Annotated in this window: 20 protein-coding genes and 1 other RNA gene; 16 read left to right on the top strand and 5 right to left on the bottom strand. The window is 62.5% G+C overall.

From position 1 onward, the window contains the following. Positions 1-84: 84 nt before the first annotated feature. Complete coding sequence (locus tag E5678_RS20340) at positions 85-696, bottom strand: hypothetical protein (RefSeq protein ID WP_136180212.1); 612 nt, start codon at positions 694-696, stop codon at positions 85-87. 114 nt (positions 697-810) lie between these two features. Continuing rightward, positions 811-2,658 carry an FAD-dependent protein gene (locus E5678_RS20345; RefSeq protein ID WP_136180213.1) on the bottom strand — a complete coding sequence of 616 codons (1,848 nt, stop codon included), beginning with the start codon at positions 2,656-2,658 and terminating at the stop codon, positions 811-813. Positions 2,659-2,811: 153 nt separating this feature from the next. On the opposite strand from E5678_RS20345, the gene E5678_RS20350 reads away from it, so the two are divergent. From E5678_RS20350 to rnpB, 3 genes are all read left to right on the top strand, one after another. Further along, positions 2,812-3,417 carry a DUF2239 family protein gene (locus E5678_RS20350; RefSeq protein WP_136180214.1) on the top strand — a complete coding sequence of 202 codons (606 nt, stop codon included), beginning with the start codon at positions 2,812-2,814 and terminating at the stop codon, positions 3,415-3,417. A 34-nt stretch (positions 3,418-3,451) separates the two neighbouring features. Continuing rightward, positions 3,452-4,843, top strand: a complete 1,392-nt coding sequence (locus E5678_RS20355; RefSeq protein ID WP_136180215.1) for an MATE family efflux transporter — start codon at positions 3,452-3,454, stop codon at positions 4,841-4,843. Positions 4,844-4,996: 153 nt separating this feature from the next. Further along, an RNA gene (rnpB, locus tag E5678_RS20360) (RNase P RNA component class A) lies at positions 4,997-5,358 on the top strand. A 13-nt stretch (positions 5,359-5,371) separates the two neighbouring features. On the opposite strand, the gene E5678_RS20365 is transcribed toward rnpB, so the two are convergent. From E5678_RS20365 to E5678_RS20375, 3 genes are read right to left on the bottom strand one after another with little or no spacing between them, the layout of a single operon-like run. Beyond that, positions 5,372-6,172, bottom strand: coding sequence for a metallophosphoesterase family protein (locus E5678_RS20365; protein ID WP_136180216.1), 801 nt, complete (start codon positions 6,170-6,172; stop codon positions 5,372-5,374). Positions 6,173-6,209: 37 nt separating this feature from the next. Next, a complete protein-coding gene (locus tag E5678_RS20370) occupies positions 6,210-6,623 on the bottom strand; it encodes a low affinity iron permease family protein (protein WP_168708622.1) in 414 nt (137 codons plus the stop codon). A gap of 11 nt (positions 6,624-6,634) precedes the next feature. Further along, positions 6,635-8,326: an MBL fold metallo-hydrolase gene (locus tag E5678_RS20375; RefSeq protein WP_136180217.1), complete on the bottom strand. Its 1,692-nt coding sequence runs from the start codon at positions 8,324-8,326 to the stop codon at positions 6,635-6,637. 70 nt (positions 8,327-8,396) lie between these two features. Here E5678_RS20375 and dapF point away from each other — a divergent pair, with 70 nt between their 5' ends. The 13 genes from dapF to E5678_RS20440 all read left to right on the top strand — a co-directional run bounded on the left by dapF (position 8,397) and on the right by E5678_RS20440 (position 22,160). Then, a complete protein-coding gene (gene dapF / locus E5678_RS20380) occupies positions 8,397-9,272 on the top strand; it encodes a diaminopimelate epimerase (protein ID WP_136180218.1) in 876 nt (291 codons plus the stop codon). 28 nt (positions 9,273-9,300) lie between these two features. Beyond that, positions 9,301-10,002 carry a DUF484 family protein gene (locus E5678_RS20385; RefSeq protein ID WP_136180219.1) on the top strand — a complete coding sequence of 234 codons (702 nt, stop codon included), beginning with the start codon at positions 9,301-9,303 and terminating at the stop codon, positions 10,000-10,002. A 37-nt stretch (positions 10,003-10,039) separates the two neighbouring features. Further along, positions 10,040-11,047 (top strand): tyrosine recombinase XerC, encoded by a 1,008-nt coding sequence (locus E5678_RS20390; protein ID WP_136180896.1) that lies wholly within the window; start codon positions 10,040-10,042, stop codon positions 11,045-11,047. A gap of 136 nt (positions 11,048-11,183) precedes the next feature. Next, positions 11,184-11,618: a DsrE family protein gene (locus tag E5678_RS20395; protein WP_136180220.1), complete on the top strand. Its 435-nt coding sequence runs from the start codon at positions 11,184-11,186 to the stop codon at positions 11,616-11,618. Positions 11,619-11,786: 168 nt separating this feature from the next. After that, a complete protein-coding gene (locus E5678_RS20400) occupies positions 11,787-12,869 on the top strand; it encodes a GTP-binding protein (protein WP_136180221.1) in 1,083 nt (360 codons plus the stop codon). Between the two features lie 334 nt (positions 12,870-13,203). Then, positions 13,204-14,202 (top strand): RNA polymerase-binding protein DksA, encoded by a 999-nt coding sequence (dksA, locus tag E5678_RS20405; protein ID WP_136180222.1) that lies wholly within the window; start codon positions 13,204-13,206, stop codon positions 14,200-14,202. Between the two features lie 52 nt (positions 14,203-14,254). Further along, the gene (locus tag E5678_RS20410; protein ID WP_136180223.1) at positions 14,255-16,174 is read left to right on the top strand and encodes a hypothetical protein; all 1,920 of its coding nucleotides are present in this window, start codon (positions 14,255-14,257) and stop codon (positions 16,172-16,174) included. Positions 16,175-16,358: 184 nt separating this feature from the next. Continuing rightward, a complete protein-coding gene (gene hslV / locus E5678_RS20415; RefSeq protein ID WP_136180224.1) occupies positions 16,359-16,904 on the top strand; it encodes an ATP-dependent protease subunit HslV in 546 nt (181 codons plus the stop codon). Positions 16,905-17,046: 142 nt separating this feature from the next. Further along, a complete protein-coding gene (hslU, locus tag E5678_RS20420) occupies positions 17,047-18,378 on the top strand; it encodes an ATP-dependent protease ATPase subunit HslU (RefSeq protein WP_136180225.1) in 1,332 nt (443 codons plus the stop codon). A gap of 365 nt (positions 18,379-18,743) precedes the next feature. Continuing rightward, on the top strand, positions 18,744-19,169 hold the full coding sequence (gene mraZ, locus E5678_RS20425; protein WP_136180897.1) for a division/cell wall cluster transcriptional repressor MraZ: 426 nt from the start codon (positions 18,744-18,746) through the stop codon (positions 19,167-19,169). Positions 19,170-19,174: 5 nt separating this feature from the next. Further along, the gene (gene rsmH / locus E5678_RS20430; protein WP_136180226.1) at positions 19,175-20,101 is read left to right on the top strand and encodes a 16S rRNA (cytosine(1402)-N(4))-methyltransferase RsmH; all 927 of its coding nucleotides are present in this window, start codon (positions 19,175-19,177) and stop codon (positions 20,099-20,101) included. Next, the gene (gene ftsL / locus E5678_RS20435; RefSeq protein WP_136180227.1) at positions 20,098-20,406 is read left to right on the top strand and encodes a cell division protein FtsL; all 309 of its coding nucleotides are present in this window, start codon (positions 20,098-20,100) and stop codon (positions 20,404-20,406) included. Before rsmH ends, ftsL begins: the two co-directional genes overlap by 4 nt. Further along, positions 20,403-22,160 carry a penicillin-binding protein 2 gene (locus E5678_RS20440; protein WP_136180228.1) on the top strand — a complete coding sequence of 586 codons (1,758 nt, stop codon included), beginning with the start codon at positions 20,403-20,405 and terminating at the stop codon, positions 22,158-22,160. Before ftsL ends, E5678_RS20440 begins: the two co-directional genes overlap by 4 nt. Positions 22,161-22,206 lie beyond the last annotated feature (46 nt).

Genomic DNA, 22,206 nt, shown 5'->3' on the forward strand with positions numbered 1-22,206 from the left:
AAAAAGCGACCCGGAGGTCGCTTTTTTGTTGGTGAGAAGACCACCCCGCACTCCCGCCCAGCGGTGTTGCGGGTCCATCCGTTTTCAGTAACGGTCCCAGCGATCGTTGTCGCGGTGGTGGCGGCGCTGGCCGCCGATATACACCACTTCGGGCTCGTCGTATTCAGACTCGTACCGGACCTGGGGCCGGGGTTCCACGGGCCGCACGTTGATGGGCTGCACACTCACCGGCACATAGCGGCCCGGTTCCTGGTCCATTTGCATGCTGTATTGCCGGCCTGCGTATTCGTAGACCACGTTGTAGGCCACGGTCTGGTTCTGGTAGGTGGTCTGGGTGCTGCATTCCTGCACGGTGCGCACCCGGTCAGGGCCTCGGCCTTCAATGCGGTTACCCAAAATGGCGCCGCCAAAGATACCGATGGCCGTGGCCGCCGCGCGTCCTGTGCCGCCGCCGATGGCATTGCCCATGGCCCCGCCTGCGATGCCGCCCATCAGCGCGCCTGCGCCGGAGGTGCGACTGGGTTCCCGCACGGTGACGTTTTCGCAGATTTCCCGTGGAACAGCCACTTGCTGGATCACCGGGGTGCTGCTGATGACACGCCCCCGTTCGTCCTGGGCCTGAGCGGCTCCCATGCTCATCAGCGTGATGGCACCCGTGATCACGGGAAGAAGAAGGTTGCGGTTGAGTTTTTGCATGAAAAGCTCCTTGTTTGAAGAGCCTCCATGGTGCGGCCAGCTTGTCAACCCATCGCGCACCGCGTGTAAAGCTGGTGCGCTGTTTGTAACGATGTGTACAAGCCCCGGCGGGGCTCAGGGAGTGGAAGACACGCCGGGTATGTCCTGGGCCAGCGCTTCGGCCACCTTCAGGCCGTCGACGCCGGCCGACAAGATGCCGCCGGCGTAGCCCGCGCCTTCGCCGGCCGGATAAAGGCCCCGGGTGTTGAGGCTCTGAAGGTTGGCGCCGCGGGTGATGCGCAAGGGCGCCGAGGTGCGGGTTTCCACGCCGGTGAGCACGGCCCCGGGCATGTCGTAGCCTTTGATCTTTTGGCCGAACACCGGCAAGGCCTCGCGCATGGCCTCGATGGCGTAGGCGGGCAGGGCAGACGCGAGATCCACCAGTTTCACGCCGGGTTTGTAAGAGGGCTCCACGTCGGCAAGGGCGGTTGAAGGCAGGCCTGCGATGAAATCGCCCACCAGTTGGCCCGGCGCCTCGTAGGTGTCGCCGCCCAGCGTGTAGGCCCGGGCTTCCAGCTGGCGCTGCAAGACGATGCCCGCCAGTGGATGGATCTGCCCCTGGGCTATATGGGCCTCGGCCTGCACCGCGTAGCGCGCGCCAGCGGTCTCGCCAAACGCGGCCACCCACAGTGGGGTGTCTTGCGGAAATTGCAGGGGAAAGTCGGGCGGCTCGACGCCCACCACCATGCCTGCGTTGGCGTTGCGCTCGTTGCGCGAATACTGGCTCATGCCGTTGGTGACCACGCGGCCAGGCTCACTGGTCGCCGCCACAACCGTGCCACCCGGGCACATGCAAAAGCTGTAGACCGCGCGGCCGTTCTTCGCGTGGTGCACCAGTTTGTAGTCGGCCGCACCCAGCAAGGGGTGGCCGGCATGGCGCCCCCAGCGGGCGCGGTCGATCACGCTCTGGGGGTGCTCGATGCGAAAGCCCACCGAGAACGGCTTGGCCTCCAGGAACACGCCCGCATCAAACAGCAGGGCAAAGGTGTCGCGCGAGCTGTGGCCGAGCGCCAGCACGGCGCGCTGGGTGGGCAGCTCCGTGGTTTCGCCGGTGTCCAGGTGCTTGACCTGCAAAGCGGTGAGCTGGTGTTGGCCTTCGCTTTCGCTTTCGCCTGTGGCTGTCAGTTTGAACCCCACCACCTGTTGTTGAAACCGGATCTCACCCCCCAGCGCGATGATCTTCTCGCGCATGGCCTCAACCACCTTCACCAGCTTGAAGGTGCCGATGTGCGGGTGTGCCTGGTAAAGGATTTCCCGGGGGGCGCCCGCGTCCACAAACTCGTTCATGACCTTGCGGCCCAGAAAGCGTGGATCCTTGATCTGGCTGTAGAGCTTGCCGTCGGAAAACAGCCCGGCACCGCCTTCGCCGTATTGCACGTTGCTCTCCGGATTGAGTTTGTGGTGGCGCCACAGGCCCCAGGTGTCTTTGGTGCGCTCGCGCACCGGCTTGCCGCGCTCCAGCACGATGGGCTTCAGCCCCATTTGCGCCAGGGCCAGGGCGGCGAAAAGGCCACAAGGCCCCAGGCCGATCACCACCGGGCGCTCTGAAGCCTCTGCGGGCCAGCCCGCGGGCGCATGGCCGGGCGCACGCCAGGCCATGTCGGGTGTGGGCTGGATGTGGGGGTTGTTTTCAAACTGGGCCAGCAGCGCGGCTTCGAGCGCCGGATCGGCCAGGGTGATGTCCACGATGTAGACCGCCAGCAGATCTGCCTTGCGGGCATCAAAACTCCGTTTGAATACTTGCAGGTGCTTGATGGCTTGCTGCTCCAGGCCCAAGGCGCTGGCCGCCAGCTGGATCAGCGCTTCTGTGGGGTGGGGCGGCGGCTCCCGGTCGGCCCGGGTTTCGGTGGGCGCATCGGCGGCACGGCGGTGCTCGGTGGGCACGTCTGCCAGGGCCAGTTTGAGTTCGGAGAGGCGGATCATGGGTTTTTCCAAGGCTTGTGGTGATCAAGCAGTCGGGTGAAAAGAGGGGCTGCAGGAGGTCCCGCTGCGTATTGTCGCAAAGACGTCTCCATCGGGTTGGCGATGTTTTTAAATAACCCGGGTAAAAGTAAATAACCCGGGTAGAATTCGGGCATGCCTACGGAAACACACAACCCAACAATCCCCTCCTGCACCGCTTTTCTTGGAACCACACGGGCCGCTTTTGGCGGCTATCCCGAGGTCGCCGGGCAGTTGTCGGCGCTTCGGCTGGACCAGGGCGGCGGCCTGCTGGTCTTTGACGACGCAACCGGTCAGCTGGTGGACTACCCTTGGCCCGATGGCTACGTGCCAGCGCAGCCCGGCGTGGTTTCGGTCGAGACCGATGAAGATGTCCGCCCTGCCGCCACGCCCGCCACCGTGGGTCGTCCAAGGTTGGGCGTTGTGGCCCGGGAAGTGACCCTGCTGCCGCGGCACTGGGAATGGCTGTCCGGGCAGCGGGGTGGCGCGTCCGCCGCCTTGCGCCGACTGGTAGAAGATGCGCGTAGAACCTACGCCGAGCAAGACGCCCAGCGCCAGGCCAAAGAGCGCGCTTACCGTTTCATGAGCGCCATTGCGGGAGCTTTGCCTGGTTTTGAAGAGGCTTCCCGCGCACTGTTTGCCCACGACCCCGGGGCTTTTGCCGAGCGCATTCAGGACTGGCCCGCCGATGTGCGCGCGCATCTGGACTGGCTGGCTCGAAGGGCATTTCCCCAGCTGTGAACGCCAGCGATTTCCGAACCCAAACTGCTTGCACATGAACCCGACACCGACACCCGCCGCCACCCTTCCAGCGGCCCAGCCCCCTGTGCGCGCTTTGTGGAAAATCTACCTGTTGTTCCTCGCGCCCATGGTGCTGTCCAACCTGCTGCAAAGCCTGTCGGGCACCCTCAACGGCATCTACATTGGGCAAATGCTGGGTACCCACGCATTGGCCGCGGTGTCGGGCATGTTCCCCATCGTGTTCTTTTTTATCTCGCTGGTGATCGGGTTGGGCGCAGGCGCTTCCGTGTTGATCGGCCAGGCCTGGGGGGCAAAACAGCCTGAAAAAGTCAAGGCCATCGCGGGCACCGCCCTGGCGGTGGGTATCTTGATTGGATTGACGGGGGCGGTTGTGGGCGGTGTGTTTGCCCGCGAGGCGCTGGTGGCGCTGGGAACGCCTGCCGATGTGCTGGACGACGCCACGGGCTATGCCCGCATGATGATGCTGCTCATGCCGCTGCTGCTGACTTTCATTTTGTTCACCCAGCTGCTGCGCGGTGTCAGTGACACGGTGTCTCCGCTGTTGGCGCTGCTGATGTCGACCACGGTGGGCTTGGCGCTCACGCCGGCGTTGATCAAGGGCTGGCTGGGCCTTCCGCCTCTGGGCATCCAGAGCGCGGCATTGGCAGGCTTTGTCTCCACCAGCGTCGCGCTGACTTTCCTGGCGGTCCGGTTGCGTCGCCGCGCCCATGTGCTCGCACCCAACGCGGCGTTGTTCGCCACGTTGCGGCTGGACCGCGTGATCCTGGCCAAGGTGATGCGCATCGGATTGCCGACCGGGGTGCAGATGGTGGTGATCTCGATTTCCGAACTGGTGATCCTCGCCTTGGTCAACCGCCATGGCTCGGAGGCCACGGCGGCCTATGGCGCAGTCACCCAGGTCGTGAACTATGTGCAGTTCCCGGCCCTCTCCATCGCCATCACCGCTTCCATCCTCGGGGCTCAGGCCATTGGTGCAGGCGCGCTGGATCGCGTGCGTTCCATCTTGCGCACCGGGCTGGCCCTCAACGCCATCATCACGGGCTCACTGATCCTGATCGGCTACGCCTTGTCGCACTGGCTGCTGGGCCTGTTCATCACGCAACCCGCAGTCCGCCTGCAAGCCGAGCAGCTGCTGCACATCATGCTGTGGAGCCTGTTGCTGTTTGGCTTTCAGGCCGTGGTGGGCGGCATCATGCGCGCCAGTGGCGTGGTTTTGGTGCCGGTGGCGATATCCATCGGTTGCATCGTGCTGGTGCAGGTGCCAGCGGCCTACGCGCTGAATGCACAGTATGGACTTGAAGGCGTGTGGATGGCCTTTCCCATCACTTACGCCGCCATGCTGGCTTTCCAGACGGCGTACTACAAGCTCGTGTGGAAGTACAAAAAAATTGAGCGACTTGTCTGAGCCTCCGGCTGGCAGCGACCCGCGCAGCGGTGGAGTGTGGGGTCCGCCGACCGCCGCGCAGGGCCGCCCCAAGCCAGGTCAGCCCCCTCGGGGGGCAGCGACCCGCGCAGCGGCGGAGCGTGGGGGCCACTTTTCAGGGGATAATCACCCTGTGAAGCGCGCTAGGCCGTCGCTGGTGCAATCGCCGAAAGGCCGCACTGGAGGAACGTCCGGACTGCACAGGACAGCGTAGGAGGTAATACCTCTCCACCGACCAGTTTGATGGGTTCGCCCAAAGAGCCCTAAGGTGAGGATCAGAGCAACAGAGACGAGCCGATTCAGTTCGGGTGAAACGGGCAATCTCTACGCGCAGCAATACCAAATAGGCCAGCGTTGACGTGGTTCCGCGGAGCTGGCGGGTAGGTAGCATCGAGCCGTTTGGGTGACCAGCGGCCCAGAGGAATGACGGTCACGTTCGGGACCCTTGAAAAAGGGTTTTGAACGCACAAAATCCGGCGTATCGGCGCGCTTCACACTTTATTCAATGCGTCATACCCGTGGCATGAAGCCCGTGCGAAGGGCGTGTGCCCAATCGGGTCGCCCATTGCGGTCAGCCACTTCAGCCATCGAATGAAAATCGTAGGCCACGCTGATCAGCTCACAACGCCACTGACCGCTCGCTTTCTCCACCATGGCGTAGCGCGCATCGGGGCTGCCATTTTCTATCCGGTGGTAGCTGGATTGCGGCAGTGGGTGGTCGTCATCGTAGGCCGGCAGACCCACGCTGCCCGGATTGACGATCAGCAGACCGCTGGGCGTGCGCACCGATCGAGGCACATGGGTGTGGCCGCAGGCCAGCAAGGTGATGTGTGGTCCCAGGCGGCTGTCCAGGCGCTCTTCGATTTCGGCGGAAGTGGCCAACAGCGCCACCTCACCCACAGGCGTTTCCAGCAGGTATTCGATATCACTTCGCGGGCTGCCGTGGCACAGCGCCACGTCGGGCCCCAACCGATCGGCCCACCTGCGGCCTTCGTGAAGGCGTTTGTCTCCAGGGTTGGCATGGCTGCCAATCCAGGCCTTGGTATCTTCATCAATGGCAGCGCTGGTAAAGGCGTCGGACTGGTTTTGTCGGTTCAGTGGCAAGCTCAGAACCTGCCGTTCGTGGTTGCCGCCGACGTGATGCCAATCGAGCTGACGCAACAGCTCGGCGGTTTCCTGGGGCAGCAAGGGGCCGCTCAACGTATCGCCCAGGTTGATCACCGCATCCGGCTGGTGCCGCCGGATATCTTTCATGATGGCCTGCAAAGCGGCTAGGTTGCCGTGGATGTCAGAGACGAAAGCGATGCGCATGACAGGGCATTCCCCAAGGGTTGATGTGGCGCCGCGATCAGGCTTCTGGCGTACCCGTGTCAACCAGCCCTTTGTCCAGCTCAACCCGCGCTGCGGCGGCCAGCGCCTGGTACTTGGCGCGAAACGCGTCCAGGTTGTCCTCTTCCAGCTCTTCCAGATCCAGCAGGGCGTTGTGCGCGCCCTGGGTGGCACGGATCAACTCGTCCAGCTTCACCTGAATCGCCTCGGTGTCGCGGTTCTGCGTGTTCTGGATCAGGAACACCATCAGGAACGTGATGATGGTGGTGCCGGTGTTGATCACCAGCTGCCAGGTGTCGCTGAAGCCAAAGAGTGGGCCGGTGATCAACCACACCACGATCACCGCCGCAGCCAGCGAAAACACCCGCGGTCGTCCGCAAAAATGGGCCGCAGCCTTGGCGAATCGGGAGTAGCCGGAGTTTGGGTAAATCATGTCCTGAGCGTTCAGAGGTTGAAGCCGCTCAGGCTCTGGAGGCGTTCCACGTGGGCCAGCATCGAGCGCTTGGCCACGGGCCAGAGCCGGTCGGGCACGTCGTCGTAGGCCAGTTTCACCCAGTCGTCCATGGTGCCGTGTGGCACGGCTTGCATCGCGCGCGCCACTTTGGCTTCGCGGGCCAGGCGGTGGGCCTTGAGATGTTGGACGGCGGCTTTGGCACCACCCTCCAGGGGGGCGGAGCGGTTGTCGGGGCTGAGGCGGAGGTCGCCCAGCACATAGCCATGGGCTGGCAAGATGAAATCGATGTGGTGTTCGTCGCAAAGTGCGGCGAGCTTGTCCAGGGAATCCAGGTAATTGCCCATGTGACCATCCGGTGGGTCGATCACCGTGGTGCTGCCGTTAAGAATGTGGTCGCCAGAAATCAGCAATCCATCTTCCTCCAACACCAGACACAGGTGGTTGGCCGCATGTCCGGGCGTGTGGACCACACGCAGGGTGTGTTGCGTTTCACCGGAGGTATTTTTGAGCGCGAGGCGTTCGTTGTCGGCCAAGCAGCGTTCTGGGATGAAATGGCTGTTCGCACGCGCGGTGGCGGCACTGGGCAAGCCCAGTATGGGGGGCTTGTTGGCGCAAAGCGCCTGCAAGAGGGGTGCGCCGGGCGAGTGGTCAGCGTGTGAATGCGTGCAAACAATGAAACGGATGTCGCCTCCAGCGGCGCGCCACAGGCGCTCGATGTGTTCAGGCTCGGCCGGGCCAGGGTCAATGGCGATGTAGCCTGTGGTCGGGTCGCCGATCAGGTAGCTGTTGGTGCCGGGGCCGGTCATGAACCCGGGGTTGGGCGCGGTCAGGCGCACCGCGTTTTTGAGCAGCGGCACGGGGCGCTCGGTCTGCCAGCCCAGCTCGTGGTTGATCTGGCCATCGGGGCTGACCAGCGCGAGTTCACCAAAAGGGGCTTCGTGTTCCATGTGGCGCGATTCGGCGCCGTTCAGGAGCCCGGCGCGGGGGCAGCTGGTGAACAGGGGCTCTTCGCTGGCTGCGCAAGTATTCAACACCGATTCAACGGTGTCGTGGGCCTTCAAGCGGTCCAGCGTCCGGATGGTCGGGAAGATGATGAAAAAATGGCCAGCTTCGTGGCGCGTCAAGGCTTCAGCGGGCCGTATCCACAGAGGTTCAAACTGCTCAGACTCGTCGGCTTCGGGCTCCTGCTCTTCGGGCATGCGGGCGATCAGAAACGGCACGTCAAAGCGCCGCGGCAGATCGCGATCCGTGATCCAGTGGGCGAGCACGAACACCTCGGCGCCGGCCAGCGTGAGGCCGCGGGCCGCACATTGGGGGGCGAAAGGCGCCTGGCGATCCAGCGCAGCGATGTCTTCGGCGCTGGCATGGGAACCATCGGCCCGCCGGGCCAGCAATATGCCCAGCTCTTCGAAGCTCTCACGGATCGCCGCAATGGCCTGTGTCAGATGCAGATCGCTCTGGGTGTCCCGGCGCGTCGACAGCCCGTGGGCCTGTGCGTCGGCGGCGTCGATGCCGCCGCCGGGGAACACGTAGGCACCGGGCGCGAAACTGGCTGTTGTCGAACGGCGCGTCATCAGCACTTCAATGCCTTGCGGGCTGTCGCGCAGCAGCAGGACGGTGGCGGCGGGGCGCGGCGCGGCAGGCGCACGCTGGGGGTGGAGCAGTTGGGTAGAGCGGACCATGGCGACATTGTGCGCCGAGACCCGGTGCCCTTTCCTGGCCCCTGGGCGGCGGAACACGGATAATCGACCCATGCACATCCGCTTCACCAAAATGCAAGGCGCAGGCAACGACTTTGTCGTGCTGGACGAAACGCGCGGGCCGCTCGGGCTGTCCCATGCGCAATACCGCTGGATCGCCGACCGCCACTTCGGCGTGGGCGCCGACCAGATTCTCAGCGTGCGTCCATCCCCCGCGGAAGGCCTGGATTTTGAATACGTGATCCACAACGCCGACGGCGGTGAGGTCGAGCACTGCGGGAATGGCGCGCGGTGTTTTGTGCGCTACGTGCACGAGAAAAAACTCACCGAACGCAACCCGGTTCGGGTGAAAGTGAAAAATGGCGAGTTGTCGCTGCAGATGGATGGTGATGGCCGTGTGACCGTCGACATGGGTCCGCCGGTGTTTGCGCCTGACCGAGTGCCGTTCGATGCAACTGGGCTGGACCCTCAGGCCATGGGGAACTTCGATCGTTGGCCTCTGGATCTGCCCGATGTCGGTGAGATCCTGCTGTCGGTCGTGTCCATGGGCAATCCCCACACCGTCTTGCTGGTGGGGGATGTAGACACCGCCCCGGTCTTGCAATGGGGTCCGGTGCTTGAATCCCACCCCCGGTTTCCTGCGCGGGTGAATGTCGGTTTCCTGCAGGTGGTGAACCGGGGGACAGTGCGTTTGCGGGTGTTTGAGCGGGGAGCGGGCGAAACCCTGGCCTGCGGGACGGGCGCCTGTGCGGCCGTGGTTGCCGGGATCCGGCTCGGGCTGCTGGATGCGAAGGTCGACGTGCACACCCAGGGTGGTGTGCTCACCATTGAATGGCAGGACGGTCCTGGGCACAACGCCCCGGTGTTCCTGACCGGGCCGGCCACCACGGTGTTCGAGGGCTCAATCGACGTGCCCGATCTCGCCTGAAAAACCCCTGCGCTATGCTTCCAAGAACATGACCGAATCCAACATCCCCCCGATCACCGAAGACGATATTGCCAACTACCTGGCCAACACGCCCGATTTTTTCGAGCGCCATGCCAACGTCCTGGCCACCGTCCAGCTGACCAGCCCACACGGCAACCGTGCCGTCAGCCTGCAAGAGCGCCAGGCTGAAATGCTGCGCGAGAAGATCAAGGGACTGGAGCTGAAGGCGGCGGAAATGATCCGCCATGGTCAGGAAAACTCCGCCATCGCCGACCGGCTGCAGCAATGGACGCGTACCTTGCTGCTGACCCGCGATGCACGCGAGTTGCCCCGCGTGATCACGCGGGCGGTCGCCGATGATTTTCTGGTGCCGCAGGTGGCGATCAAGGTCTGGGGTGTTTTGCCCGAATTTGACGGCGAGCCGTATGCCCAGCATGCCAGTGAAGACGTGCGGGCCTTTGCGTCATCGCTGTCTTTGCCCTACTGCGGCGCCAACCCCGGCCTGGAGGCCGCGCAATGGCTGGACGACACCACGGCGGCTGCTTCCCTGGCGCTGATTCCATTGCGTGCCGGTGCCGCGCCTCAGGCTTTTGGTCTGCTGGTGTTGGCCTCGGCTGATCCGCAGCGCTTCGGCGCCGACATGGGCACGAGTTTTCTGGAGCGCATCGGTGAGCTGACCAGCGCAGCGCTCTCCCGTCTGCGCCCCGAGGTCAAGCCAGACCTCGACTGAACTTCAAGTGGAGGAACCGGTGCCCGCGTCTGCCCCTGTGCCGGATCCCGCGCGGACCGACGATGAAACACTGATTCAGACCTACCTGACCCATGTGCGCGTGGAAAAGCGCCTGGCCGATCGCACCGTCGCGCTCTACACCCTGGATCTGGAGCGCCTGATGGCCTCGGCTCTGGACGCCGGCGTGGCGCTGCGACAGGTGCGCAACACCCACATCCGGCGCTGGGTCGCCCAGATGCACAGCGGCGGACGCAGTGCCCGGGGCATTGCGCTCATCCTGTCGGGTTGGCGCGGCCTGTACGTCTGGATGGGACGACAAGGCCTGATGGATCACAACCCGGTACAGGATGTTCGTGCGCCCAAAGCGGGCAAGCCCTTGCCCAAAGCGCTGGGGGTCGATGAATCGGTCCAGCTGGCGTCGCATGTCGAGGTCGCCGATCCACCGGGGCTTGAAGCCCGGGACCGCTGCATCACCGAACTGCTCTATGGCTGCGGGCTGCGCATCGGTGAACTCGTGGGGCTCGATGCATCCGCCAGCGCTTCGGCGCGCGGCTGGATCGACCAGGAAGCGGGCGAAGCCCATGTGCTCGGCAAAGGCGCCAAACGCCGCAGTGTGCCGGTGGGCCGACAGGCCCTGGCCTCACTGGCCGAGTGGCTGGCCTTGCGCAGCACGTGGGCGCGGGATGACGCGGCCTTGTTCATTGGCTCCCGCGGGCAGCGCCTCACGCCGCAACACATCCGCGTGCGTCTCAAGCGCCGCTCGCAGCTGGCCGGTTTGAGCACACCGGTTCACCCCCACATGCTGCGCCACTCGTTTGCCAGCCACGTGCTGCAATCCAGCGGTGATCTGAGAGCGGTGCAAGAGCTGCTGGGCCACGCCAGCATCAGCACGACGCAGGTCTACACCCGGCTCGATTTCCAGCACCTGGCCAAGGTGTACGACGCGGCGCATCCGCGGGCCCATGCCAGTCCGGCCTCCGGTGCGCCTTATCCAGAAGTCCCCGCTTTGGCCGTCAGGGCCGAACCCGACTCAGAGGCCGTATGAATGCATGTCTGAATGGCCCCGTCCGGCGCTGAGGCCGGGTTATCCCTCTAGGACTTCAACCGCTGGTAAAGAGAATCTGTCCATAAGCGTATTCGCATTTGCTTCTTATTCTTATTGGCCACCCACGGAGACAACCATGTTCAAGATTCTGTCCTTTCTCAAGTCCGCCGCCATCGCCACGGCATTGATCCTGCCACTCGCAGCGAGTGCCGAAGAGCCGATCAAAACCGTTTACCACATGAGTGAGGGCATTCCTCAGGCCTCGCGCGGGCTCAACAACATCCGCAACCATCTCGCGGCGGACCCCACGGCCAAGATTGTGGTGGTGGCCCATGGGCTGGGGATCGATTTTCTGCTGCAAGGCGCGACCAACCAGATGGAACAGCCTTACGCGGGCATCATTGCCGACCTGACCAACCAAGGGGTGGAGTTCCGCGTGTGCAACAACACGCTTGTCTCTCGCAAAATCGATCCCAGCAAGGTGGTGCTCGAAGCCAAGGTGGTGCCTTCCGGCGTGGCAGAGGTGGCCCGCCTGCAGGCCCGCGAAGGCTTTGTTTACCTCAAACCCTGAGTCCTGTCCGTTCTCTCCTGACAGAAGCCGGGCAAGCCCCGGCTTTTTTTTGGACCGGGTGATTTGCTCGCCAACTGATCCGTGTGCTGCACAGGGGATGCGGGTCTGGTCTACACTTTCTGGCTTTGACGGCCTGAGCCGTTGACCCCACCCTGATTCTGATCTGCCATGTCCCTTATTCCTGCAACCATCCTCACCGGTTTTCTCGGCTCGGGCAAAACGACCTTGCTCAAGCGCGTTCTCAGTGAGGCCCACGGCCAGAAAATCGCGGTGATCGAGAACGAGTTCGGTGAAGAGAACATCGACAGCGATATCCTGGTATCGGACACCACCGAAAACATCATCCAGATGAGCAATGGCTGCATCTGCTGCACCATTCGCGACGATTTGCGGGCCACGCTGCAAGATCTGGCGACACGCAAGCGCAAAGGCGAGATCGAATTTGACCGTGTGGTGATTGAAACCACGGGGCTGGCCGATCCGGGGCCGGTGGCGCAGACCTTTTTCATGGACGATGAGGTCGCCGAGCAGTACCTGCTGGATTCCATCCTGACCTTGGTGGATGCCAAACATGCAGCCCAACAACTCAACGACCGCCAGGAAGCGCGTCGCCAGGTGGGGTTCGCCGATCAGATTTTTATCAGCAAGGCCGATCTCGTCAGCGCCGAAGAGCTGGATGCCCTGACCCACCGACTCAAGCACATGAATCCTCGCGCACCCATGCGCCCGGTGCATTTTGGCGAAGTGGCGATCAAGGAAGTGTTTGACCTGCGGGGCTTCAACCTCAATGCCAAACTGGATATCGATCCCGATTTCCTCAAGACAGACGACCATGAACATGGCCATGAGGGCCATGAAGGTCACGACCATGCGCCGGGCGAAAGCTGCAACCACCCCTCTCACCAGGAGGGTCATGCGCACGACAAAGACCATGGGCACCACCACCATCACGATGACGACGTGAAGAGCTTTGTCTACCGGGCAACCCGTCCGTTCAATCCGGCCAAGCTCGAAGACTTTCTGGGGGCCGTGGTGCAGGTGTACGGCCCGCGCATGCTGCGCTACAAGGGTGTTCTGGACATGCAGGGCACCGATCGCAAGGTCATTTTCCAAGGCGTGCACCAGCTGATGGGCAGCGATCTGGGTCCCGCCTGGGGCGAAAACGAAGAGCGTGTCAGCAAGATGGTGTTCATCGGCCTGGATTTGCCCCGCGACATTCTGGTTCAAGGTCTGGATCAGGCGCTGGTCTGAAAAAAAACGCGGCCGTTTGTCGTACTTTTATCCTGAAATCCACTCTGTCCGTGCTGTTTGTCGCACTTCTCCAACGTCTGTGCTGGGGTGAGCGCAGCTTGTCAGTGTGTGTTCCCCGTCCCTCGTTACAATCGCGCCCCGTATCGGTCGTCCTGCGGCCGACCTGGCCTGCCTTCAGCCTGCAGGTCGGGCGTGATCCGAAATCGGGTCATAAACGGGGTATAACAAGAACCCAGCCACTGGCGGAGCCGGTGAGCAGCGACAACCCACGGGATAGGCCCGGGGTTTGCAGCACCCCCAAACAGGCTTTGTCAGGCACTGAGAGGAGACCCTTGTGAAAGCCACGGCCAGCAAGTCAGCAAAGAACACCCAGCCCACTGTGGCAGTGGCGAAGGGGCGTGTGTCCCCTGCTGGCAAGAAGCCCACAGCAGCGCCCGGCGCCAAGGCCTCCTCTGCGGTGAAGACCGTTGCCACGAAGACACCGCCCGCCAAGAACCCGCCTGCTGTGAAAGCTGCGGCGAAAGCGGGCACTCCCAATGCTGCAAAAACAGCGGCACCCGCCGCTGCCAAGCGTACAACCCCATCCCTACCGGCACCCGCCGCCAAAAAGGTGCCTGTGACTCCTACCACTACCCCTCTCAAGAAGACCGCTGTAGCGCCGAAGAAATCGGCGACAAGCAGCAAGAAGTCATCCGCTTCAGCCCCCATCGTGATCGAGCCCACCCCCAAGCCCCTGGGCAAGCGGGCGGCCAAGAAAGTGATGATGGAGCAAATGACCCAGGCCGCCGTGGTACCCACCCACGCCCCAGACGCCGCCAAAGCTACTTTTTCCACCATGAACGAACGTGTAATGACCCCCCCTGTCCCCTCATCCATCCAGAAGGACCCCAAGCGGGCCAACAACTGGAAGACTCTGGCGGTTGAGCAGCTGACGGATCTCGATGTTCAGGCCATGCCGGACGGCGAGTACATGAACGATGTCCAGCTTGCGTTCTTCCGCCGCAAACTCTCCCTGCTCAGGGCCGACATGCTCGCCAACGCCGGCGAGACCACCGAGCACCTTCGCGAAGACACCGTGGTGGTGCCCGATCCAGCCGATCGCGCGACGATCGAAGAAGAGCACGCACTGGAGCTCCGCACCCGAGATCGCGAGCGCAAGTTGCTGAAAAAAATCCAGCAGGCGATCACCCGCATCGATACCGGCGACTACGGTTTTTGTGAAGAAACCGGGGAGGCCATTGGTGTCGCCCGCCTGATGGCGCGGCCCACGGCCAGCCTGTCCCTGGAAGCCCAACAGCGGCGCGAGCTCAAGCAAAAAATGTTCGGGGACTGATCGATCCAGCCCGTTATCCACTTTTATTGATTCACCCAGGCGCAACGGCTTCATGTCCAAGGACGACTCCAACGGCGGCTTTCTGTCCAAAGTGGCGAAATTCGTCCGCCATCCGACCACCAGCTGGTCGGATCTGGACACCCGCAGCGCCGACCGCGAAAGCGAGTACAGCAAGGCCGCGCTCAAGGAGATGATCGAGCGCAAGCGGCGCAACGATTTTGTGCGCAAGCGCGAATTCGAGATGTTGCGAAAAATCCGCAGCCGCGAGGCCAGCGGTGAAGGCGGGCAGGGGGTTCGTCCGTCGTTCTTCCAGAGCAGCTTGCCATCCAAGCCGGATGACCGGGCCATGACGCTCAAGAAAATCGACGAGATCGAAGCCCAGATGTCGATGCAATGGTGGAAAACCAAGGGCCCCGACTCCCTGGTGACCACGGGCTCCAGCCTCAACCCGAGCAGCGGTTCTTCTGCGGGTCGCAAAGGCAACAGTGGCAAGGACAAGGCTGGCGCTGCAGTAGCTGCCGGTGCCACTGCCGAAGCAGAGCAGCAAGCCCAACGGCGAGTCGCTCAGTACAACGAAACAGAGCCGGCTCCGCTCGGGTATTCGTCAACCCAACAGGGCACCACACAACCCAAGCCGGAGGGGCCAGCCGGTCAAGCAGCCCCGGCTGCTCCGAACGCAGCGCCGCCGCGTCCCTCGAAGCCCGATAGTCAGGCGGCGGCTGCGCAATCGCTTCCTCCGCCGGCCCCTGCGCCGATGACCGCGCGCACAGGCTTGATGGCGCCCACCGGCCAGGGTGATCTGGTGAGCGTCCAGCCGGGTTTTTCTGCCTCACATTTTTATGCCCTTGATGTGCAGGAAATAGCTCAAGACCCTGAGGTCGAAGAGGCTGCCATCCGCTTTGCCAATGGTGATGATGCGGGCGCCGAGCAAGGGTTGCTGGATTCGGTGGGCGGCGGCCAACCGGGCGAGGGCCGTCTGGATGACTGGCTGGCCCTGTTTGACCTCTACCGCGCGACCGGCCAGCTGGCAGCCTATGAAAGCCAGGCCCTGGATTTTGTGAACCGTTTTGGCCGGTCGGCACCGCAGTGGTTCGACATGCCCGATCAGGTCTCGGCCATGACGGGCAAAACCTACCAGCCTTCGGTGGCCAATGCCCGCGCTGCCTGGGTGAGCGATGGCGAGCTGGATGCCCACGCCGTGGGGACTTTGCAAAACGTGCTGCTCCGGGTGAGCCAGCCCTGGGTGCTGGACTGGACGCCGATCGAGACGGTGGATGTGAAAGCCGCCCGCGGCTTGTTGGGCATCTTTACGCTGTGGGGCGACCAGGATATCGATCTGTGCTTCTTGGGTGCGTCCCACTTGCGCGAGGTGCTGAAGTCCCTCACGCCCTCCGGGCGCCGCGATGTGGAGCAGCTCTGGTGGGAGCTGCGCATGGCAGCTTTGCGCATCATGAACCGACCGGACGAGTTCGAGCTCACTGCGCTGGATTTCTGTGTCACCTACGAGGTGTCTCCGCCGGGCTGGGAACGGCCACAGTGCCGCTTTCGCAGCCTTTCCAATACCCCCGACGCTGAGGCGGGCGCGTCGGTGCTCGGTGAGTCGTCCCTGGAGCAGGTGCCGTCAGGGTACTCCGGTTTCTCGGGCTTTCACGGCGATACCACCTCGGATGGACAGAGCTCTGGCTACAACCAGCTGGGACTGGTCGAACTGTCTGGGGAAATCCGAGGCGATCCTGAGGCCATGCTGGAGAAACTCGAGCGGCGCTTGGTCGGCGTTGATGTGATGATCATTTCCTGTCGCAATTTGATCCGGGTCGATTTCTCAGCCGCGGGCACCTTGCTGAACTGGGTATCGGGCCACCACGCCCAGGGACGCATGGTGCAGTTTGTGGACACACATCGGCTGGTGTCGGCGTTTTTCCACGTGATCGGCATCACCGAATACGCCAAGGTGGTTGTTCGCAACGACTAGGTGAGCCTCCCCCTGCGCCGCCTGCGGCGTCACCCCCCTGGGGGCGGCACTGGTGGCCCGGCGAAGCCGGTTCCACGGTGCCCTGGATGGGCGCAGTGGTGTGCACGCGTTACAAACTCTTCTCAAGTCACTTGCTGTTATCGCGGGGCTTGAAATCTGTTTTGTCGATCCCACCTCTGAGGCTATGGAATCATTTCACGGAACCACCATCGTCTGCGTGCGTCGTCAAACGCCCGACGGCGTGCAAGTCGCTATCGGCGGCGACGGCCAGGTCACACTGGGTCATATCGTCGTCAAGGGCACGGCCCGAAAGGTGCGCAAAATCCACCACGACAAGGTCTTGGCCGGCTTCGCAGGTGCGACCGCCGATGCCTTCACGCTTTTTGAGCGTTTTGAGGCCAAGCTGGAGAAGCACCAGGGACATCTGGTCCGCGCTGCCATTGAGCTGACCAAAGACTGGCGCACCGATCGGGTGTTGCGCAAACTGGAAGCCATGCTGGCCGTGGCCGACCACAGCGCTGCCCTCATCATCACGGGCCAGGGCGATGTGCTGGAGCCGGAGCATGGGATTGTTGCGATCGGGTCTGGCGGCGCTTATGCGCAAGCTGCGGCCCGGGCCTTGGTGCAGCACACCGAGCTGAGTGCCGAAGATATCGTTCGCCAGTCGTTGTCCATCGCTGGCGAAATCTGCATTTACACGAACATGAACCACACCGTCGAGGTGTTGTGAGTCCGCAGCCGGTCGGGTTACCGCCGGGCCCGGGCCGATCCGCAGGCTCATCTGCTGCTGGATTGTTCTTCCTTGTTGAACTTCCGGTGTCACCACCGGCAACGCCTGTCCCAGGCGTCCCAAATATTGAGAGTCATCCCCTATGTCATCCATGACCCCCCAGGAGATCGTCTCCGAACTCGATCGTTTCATCATTGGCCAAAATGGGGCCAAGCGTGCTGTGGCCATTGCATTGCGCAACCGCTGGCGCCGTCAACAGGTGGACGCGAAGCTGCGACCCGAGATCACGCCCAAGAACATCTTGATGATCGGACCCACCGGTGTCGGCAAGACCGAGATTGCCCGGCGCTTGGCCGCCCTGGCGGACGCGCCGTTCATCAAAGTCGAGGCCACCAAGTACACCGAGGTCGGATACGTGGGCAAGGATGTGGATGGCATCATCCGCGACCTGGTGGAGATCGCGATCAAACAGACGCGCGAGGTCGAAATGCGCAACCAGCGTGCGCGGGCCGAAGACGCCGCCGAGGAGCGTATTCTCGATGTGCTGGTGCCGCCGCCCCGCAGCGCACCCGGCGAGCCGCCAGCGCTGGGTGGCGACAACACCGCGCGCCAGACGTTCCGCAAGAAGCTGCGCGAAGGGTTGCTCGATGACCGTGAGATCGAGGTGGATCTGGCCGAACCCCGGCCGACCATGGACATCATGGGGCCAGCCGGCATGGAAGACATGGCCGAGCAGCTGCGCGGCATGTTCAGCCAGATGGCCCAGGACAAGCGCCGCAAGCGCAAGCTGCCGATAGCCGAGGCCTTGAAGCTCCTGATCGACGAAGAGGCGGGCAAGCTGGTCAATGAGGAAGAGATCAAGACGCGAGCGCTGCACAATGCCGAGCAAAACGGCATTGTGTTCATCGACGAGATCGACAAGGTGGCGTCGCGCAGCGACGCCGGCGGCGCAGAGGTGTCGCGTCAAGGTGTGCAGCGCGATCTGTTGCCACTGGTGGAGGGCACAACGGTGTCCACCAAGCATGGCATGCTCAAAACCGACCATATCCTGTTCATTGCCAGCGGTGCCTTCCACCTGGCCAAGCCCAGCGATCTGATTCCTGAGTTGCAGGGTCGCTTCCCGATCCGGGTGGAACTGCAATCTTTGTCGGTCGACGATTTTGAAGCAATCCTGACGCAAACCCATGCCTCTCTGGTTCGCCAGTACCAGGCCTTGCTGGCCACCGAGGGCGTGACCGTTGAATTCACGCCCGAGGGCATTCGCCGGTTGGCCCAGATCGCCTGCGATGTGAACGAGCGCACCGAAAACATCGGCGCGCGGCGCCTGGCCACCGTGATGGAGCACTTGCTGGATGAAGTGAGCTTTGGCGCCACCCAGCTGGAGGGCCAGACGGTGACCATCGATGTCACTTATGTTGATGGGCGCCTCGCCGAGCTCAGCCGCAACGAAGACTTGTCGCGCTACATCCTCTGAGTCTGAGGCGAGGCCCTTTCACGGGGCTGCATGGAGGCTGGAAACCGTGTCGCACTGACTGTGTGGCGCGGTTTTTTCGTTGAATGCGGTCCCTGTGGGAGCGGATGGGACCTTGAGACAAGGCCGCTTGTCGGCCTGTGCACGGATCTGGTGCCACCCAACTTGCTCACACATCACTTTCACAGGGCGTTGTAAGTGCTTGCTTTTGCTGCATTTTTAAGCAATATCTTGCTTCAAAATGTGTTCTAAGTGGTTGATTTCATTGAAAAAAAGAATGACCACGCCCTTGCGTGCATGGCTTTTCCTGATAAAGTGGGAAAAAGTGCAATTAAGTGGTGAAAAGTGTTTTTCAAGGATTGATCGCTGTGTTTCAGGGTGCTTCTTCTCTCAGTCTCGATGCCAAGGGCCGGCTTTCCGTGCCCACACGGCACCGTGACGCCTTGGGAGCAGACACCGGCCAGTTGACGATCACCAAACACCCCCACGGTTGCCTGATGATATTCCCTCGTCCGGAGTGGGAGCGCTTTCGAGAGCGCATTGCCGCTTTGCCCATGCAGGCCCAGTGGTGGCGCCGCATCTTCCTGGGCAATGCCATGGATGTGGAGATGGATGGCTCGGGGCGTGTGCTGGTTTCGCCTGAGCTGCGAGCCGACGCAGGTATCACGCGCGAATCCATTTTGCTGGGCATGGGTTCATACCTCGAGCTCTGGGATGCCGAGACCTACGCGGTCAAGGAAGCAGAGGCCAAGCAGGCCGAGATGCCCGATGTGCTCAAGGACTTTTCCTTCTGAGGCTCATGGTGCAAAACGAAAGACAACACCAGACCGTGCTGCTGAATGAGGCGGTCGATGCCTTGGGCATCCGGCCGGACGGTCACTATGTCGACACCACGTTTGGCCGCGGTGGTCATTCGCGCCTCATTCTCGAGCGCTTGTCACCCCAGGGGCGGCTCACGGTATTTGACAAAGATCCGCAGGCCATCGCTGCTGCACAGGCGATGGCTGAGGGTGATCCCCGCCTGTCCTTCAGGCACCAGGGTTTTTGCCATCTGGGCGAACTGGGTGTTGGTGCGGCAGATGGGGTGCTCATGGATTTGGGGGTGAGCTCGCCCCAGATCGACGACCCCGAAAGGGGTTTTTCTTTTCGCCACGACGGACCTCTGGACATGCGCATGGACACCACGCGCGGCCAGAGCGTGGCTCAGTGGCTGGAAACGGTCGAAGTGCCCACCCTCGCGGAGGTGATACGTGGATATGGCGAAGAACGGTTTGCTAAACAGGTTGCAGCGGCGATTGATCGTCGCCGACAGGAACGGGGCCCTTTTCGAACCACCCGTGAGTTGGCCGAAGTCGTGGCTGGCGCGGTCAAAACCCGCGAGCCGGGCAAGGACCCTGCAACGCGCACATTTCAGGCTCTTCGGATTTTCATCAACGCCGAGCTTGAGGAGCTGCAACAAGCGCTAGACGCCAGCCTGGACGTGTTGGGCGCTGATGGTCGGCTGGTGGTGATCAGTTTTCACTCGCTGGAAGACCGCATGGTCAAGCAGTTCATGGCGCGGCATTCCCGTGCTGTGGTGGACCGGCGCGTGCCTTTCGTTGAACCTCGAGCCATGCCGCTTGAGGCCGTGAGCCGGGTGATGCCGTCCAAGGCCGAGGTGGAGCGCAATCCGCGTTCGCGCAGCTCGGTCATGCGCGTGGCCACACGCACGGAGGCGCCCGCATGATCCGCCTCAACCTTGCGTTGATGCTCGCGGTGATGGTCAGCGCTTTCTATCTGGTTCACACCCAGTACGAATCGCGTCGCTTGTACACGTCGCTGGACCGTGCCAATGCACTGTCTCGCCGTCTGGATTCGGAGCACGAGCAGCTGCGGGTGCTCAAGCGAGAGCAGGCCGCTTCTGCGCGTGTGCAGCAGCTGGCCACCAGCAAGCTGGCCATGCGCCCAGTCAGCCCTGGCATCACGCAGTATGTGACGGTATCGGGTCAGACCGCGCCTTCGGTGGCACCGGCGCAGGAGGTGCAGCGATGAGCAAGCGCCGCAGTTCAGCGTCCAGTCGCAGCATCAACTACAGCGCCAGCCCATTGCTGGCGAGCAAGACGCCGGTCTGGCGCAGCAAATTCATTGTGGCCGCTCTGGCCATTGCCTTTGCCGGTCTGGGTGCCCGGGCCGCCTATGTCCAGGTGTTTGGCAATGATTTTTTCCAGCGCCAGGGAGAGGTGCGGTTTGCGCGCACGCTGGAGTTGCCGGCCAACCGTGGGCGTGTGCTCGATCGCAACGGCCTGATCCTGGCCTCCAGTGTGGTGGCGCAAAGCATCTGGGCCATTCCGGAAGATGTCGACAAAGCGGATCCCAAGCTGCAAGAACTGGCCAAGTTGCTGAACATGCGCTTGTCGGATGTGAAAAAGCACTTGGCCAACGAAGACAAGACTTTTGTCTGGGTCAAGCGGCAGGTTGATGCCCCGATTGCCAAGGAAATCGCTGCGCTGGGCATCAAGGGCATTTACCAGCGCCGTGAATACAAACGCGAATACCCTGAGGGTGAGGCAGCTGCGCATGTGGTCGGCTTTACCAACGTGGAAGACCGCGGACAGGAGGGCGTTGAGCTGGCGTTCAACAAGGCGCTCTCCGGTCGCAATGGTTCTCGCCGCGTGATCAAGGATCGACTGGGGCGTGTGGTCGAGGACATGCGCGACGTGATCCCGCCGGTGGATGGTCCAGACCTCCAGCTGTCCATCGACAGCAAGGTACAGTATTTTGCCTACCAGAAGCTGCGTGAAGCGGTGGAAAAAAACAAGGCGAAGGCCGGTAGTGTGGTCGTGCTTGACAGTGTTTCGGGCGAAGTGCTGGCGCTGGCCAACTACCCCAGCTTCAATCCCAACAACCGGCAAAATCTGACGGGTGAGCAGCTGCGCAACCGTGTTCTGACCGACAGCTTTGAACCCGGCTCGACCATGAAGCCCTTCACCATCTCCCTGGCGTTGGAAAAGGGCTTGGTCACGCCCACCACCCAGATCGAGACGGCGCCAGGACGTATCACGATCGGCCGCTCAACGATCAGTGACTCGCATCCCCATGGGGTGCTCACGGTCAACGAAATTATCCAGAAGTCGAGCAACGTGGGCACGGTCAAGATCGCCATGCAGATGCAGCCGCGTGAGATGTGGGAAGTGTTTGCCCAGGCCGGCTTTGGTCAGAAGCCGCAGCTGCCTTTCCCTGGCGCGGTCACCGGTCGGCTGCGCCCCTACAAGAGCTGGCGTCCGATCGAGCAGGCCACCATGAGTTATGGCTATGGGCTCTCGGCGTCGCTGTTTCAGCTGGCGCAGGCCTATACGATTTTTGCCCGCGACGGCGAATTGATCCCGATTTCATTGATGAAGAACGCAGACCGGGCAACGGGCGTTCGCGTGTTCAGCGCCCAGAATGCCCTGGCCGTGCGAAATATGTTGGCCATGGCCGCAGGCCCAGGCGGCACGGCCCCGCTGGCACAGACCATGGGCTACTCGGTGGGTGGCAAGACGGGTACAGCGCACAAGGTCGAAGGCAAGGGCTATTCAACCAACAAATACCGCAGCTGGTTCGTCGGACTGGCACCGATCGATTCACCGCGCATTGTGGTCGCCGTGATGATTGATGAGCCTTCGAATGGCAAGTACTTCGGGGGTCTGGTGGCCGCGCCCGTTTTCAGCGAAACGGTGCAGCAGACCTTGCGTATTCTGGGGGTTCAGCCGGACATGAACGTGAAGCCACAGATCGTGACTGAAGCGGTGGAGGAGTCGTTTTGATGCCCGCCGCCCACGTGATCAACCACGGTCATTGCATGTTGCCTTC

This window comes from Hydrogenophaga sp. PAMC20947, from assembly GCF_004795855.1.
Lineage (GTDB): Bacteria > Pseudomonadota > Gammaproteobacteria > Burkholderiales > Burkholderiaceae_C > Hydrogenophaga.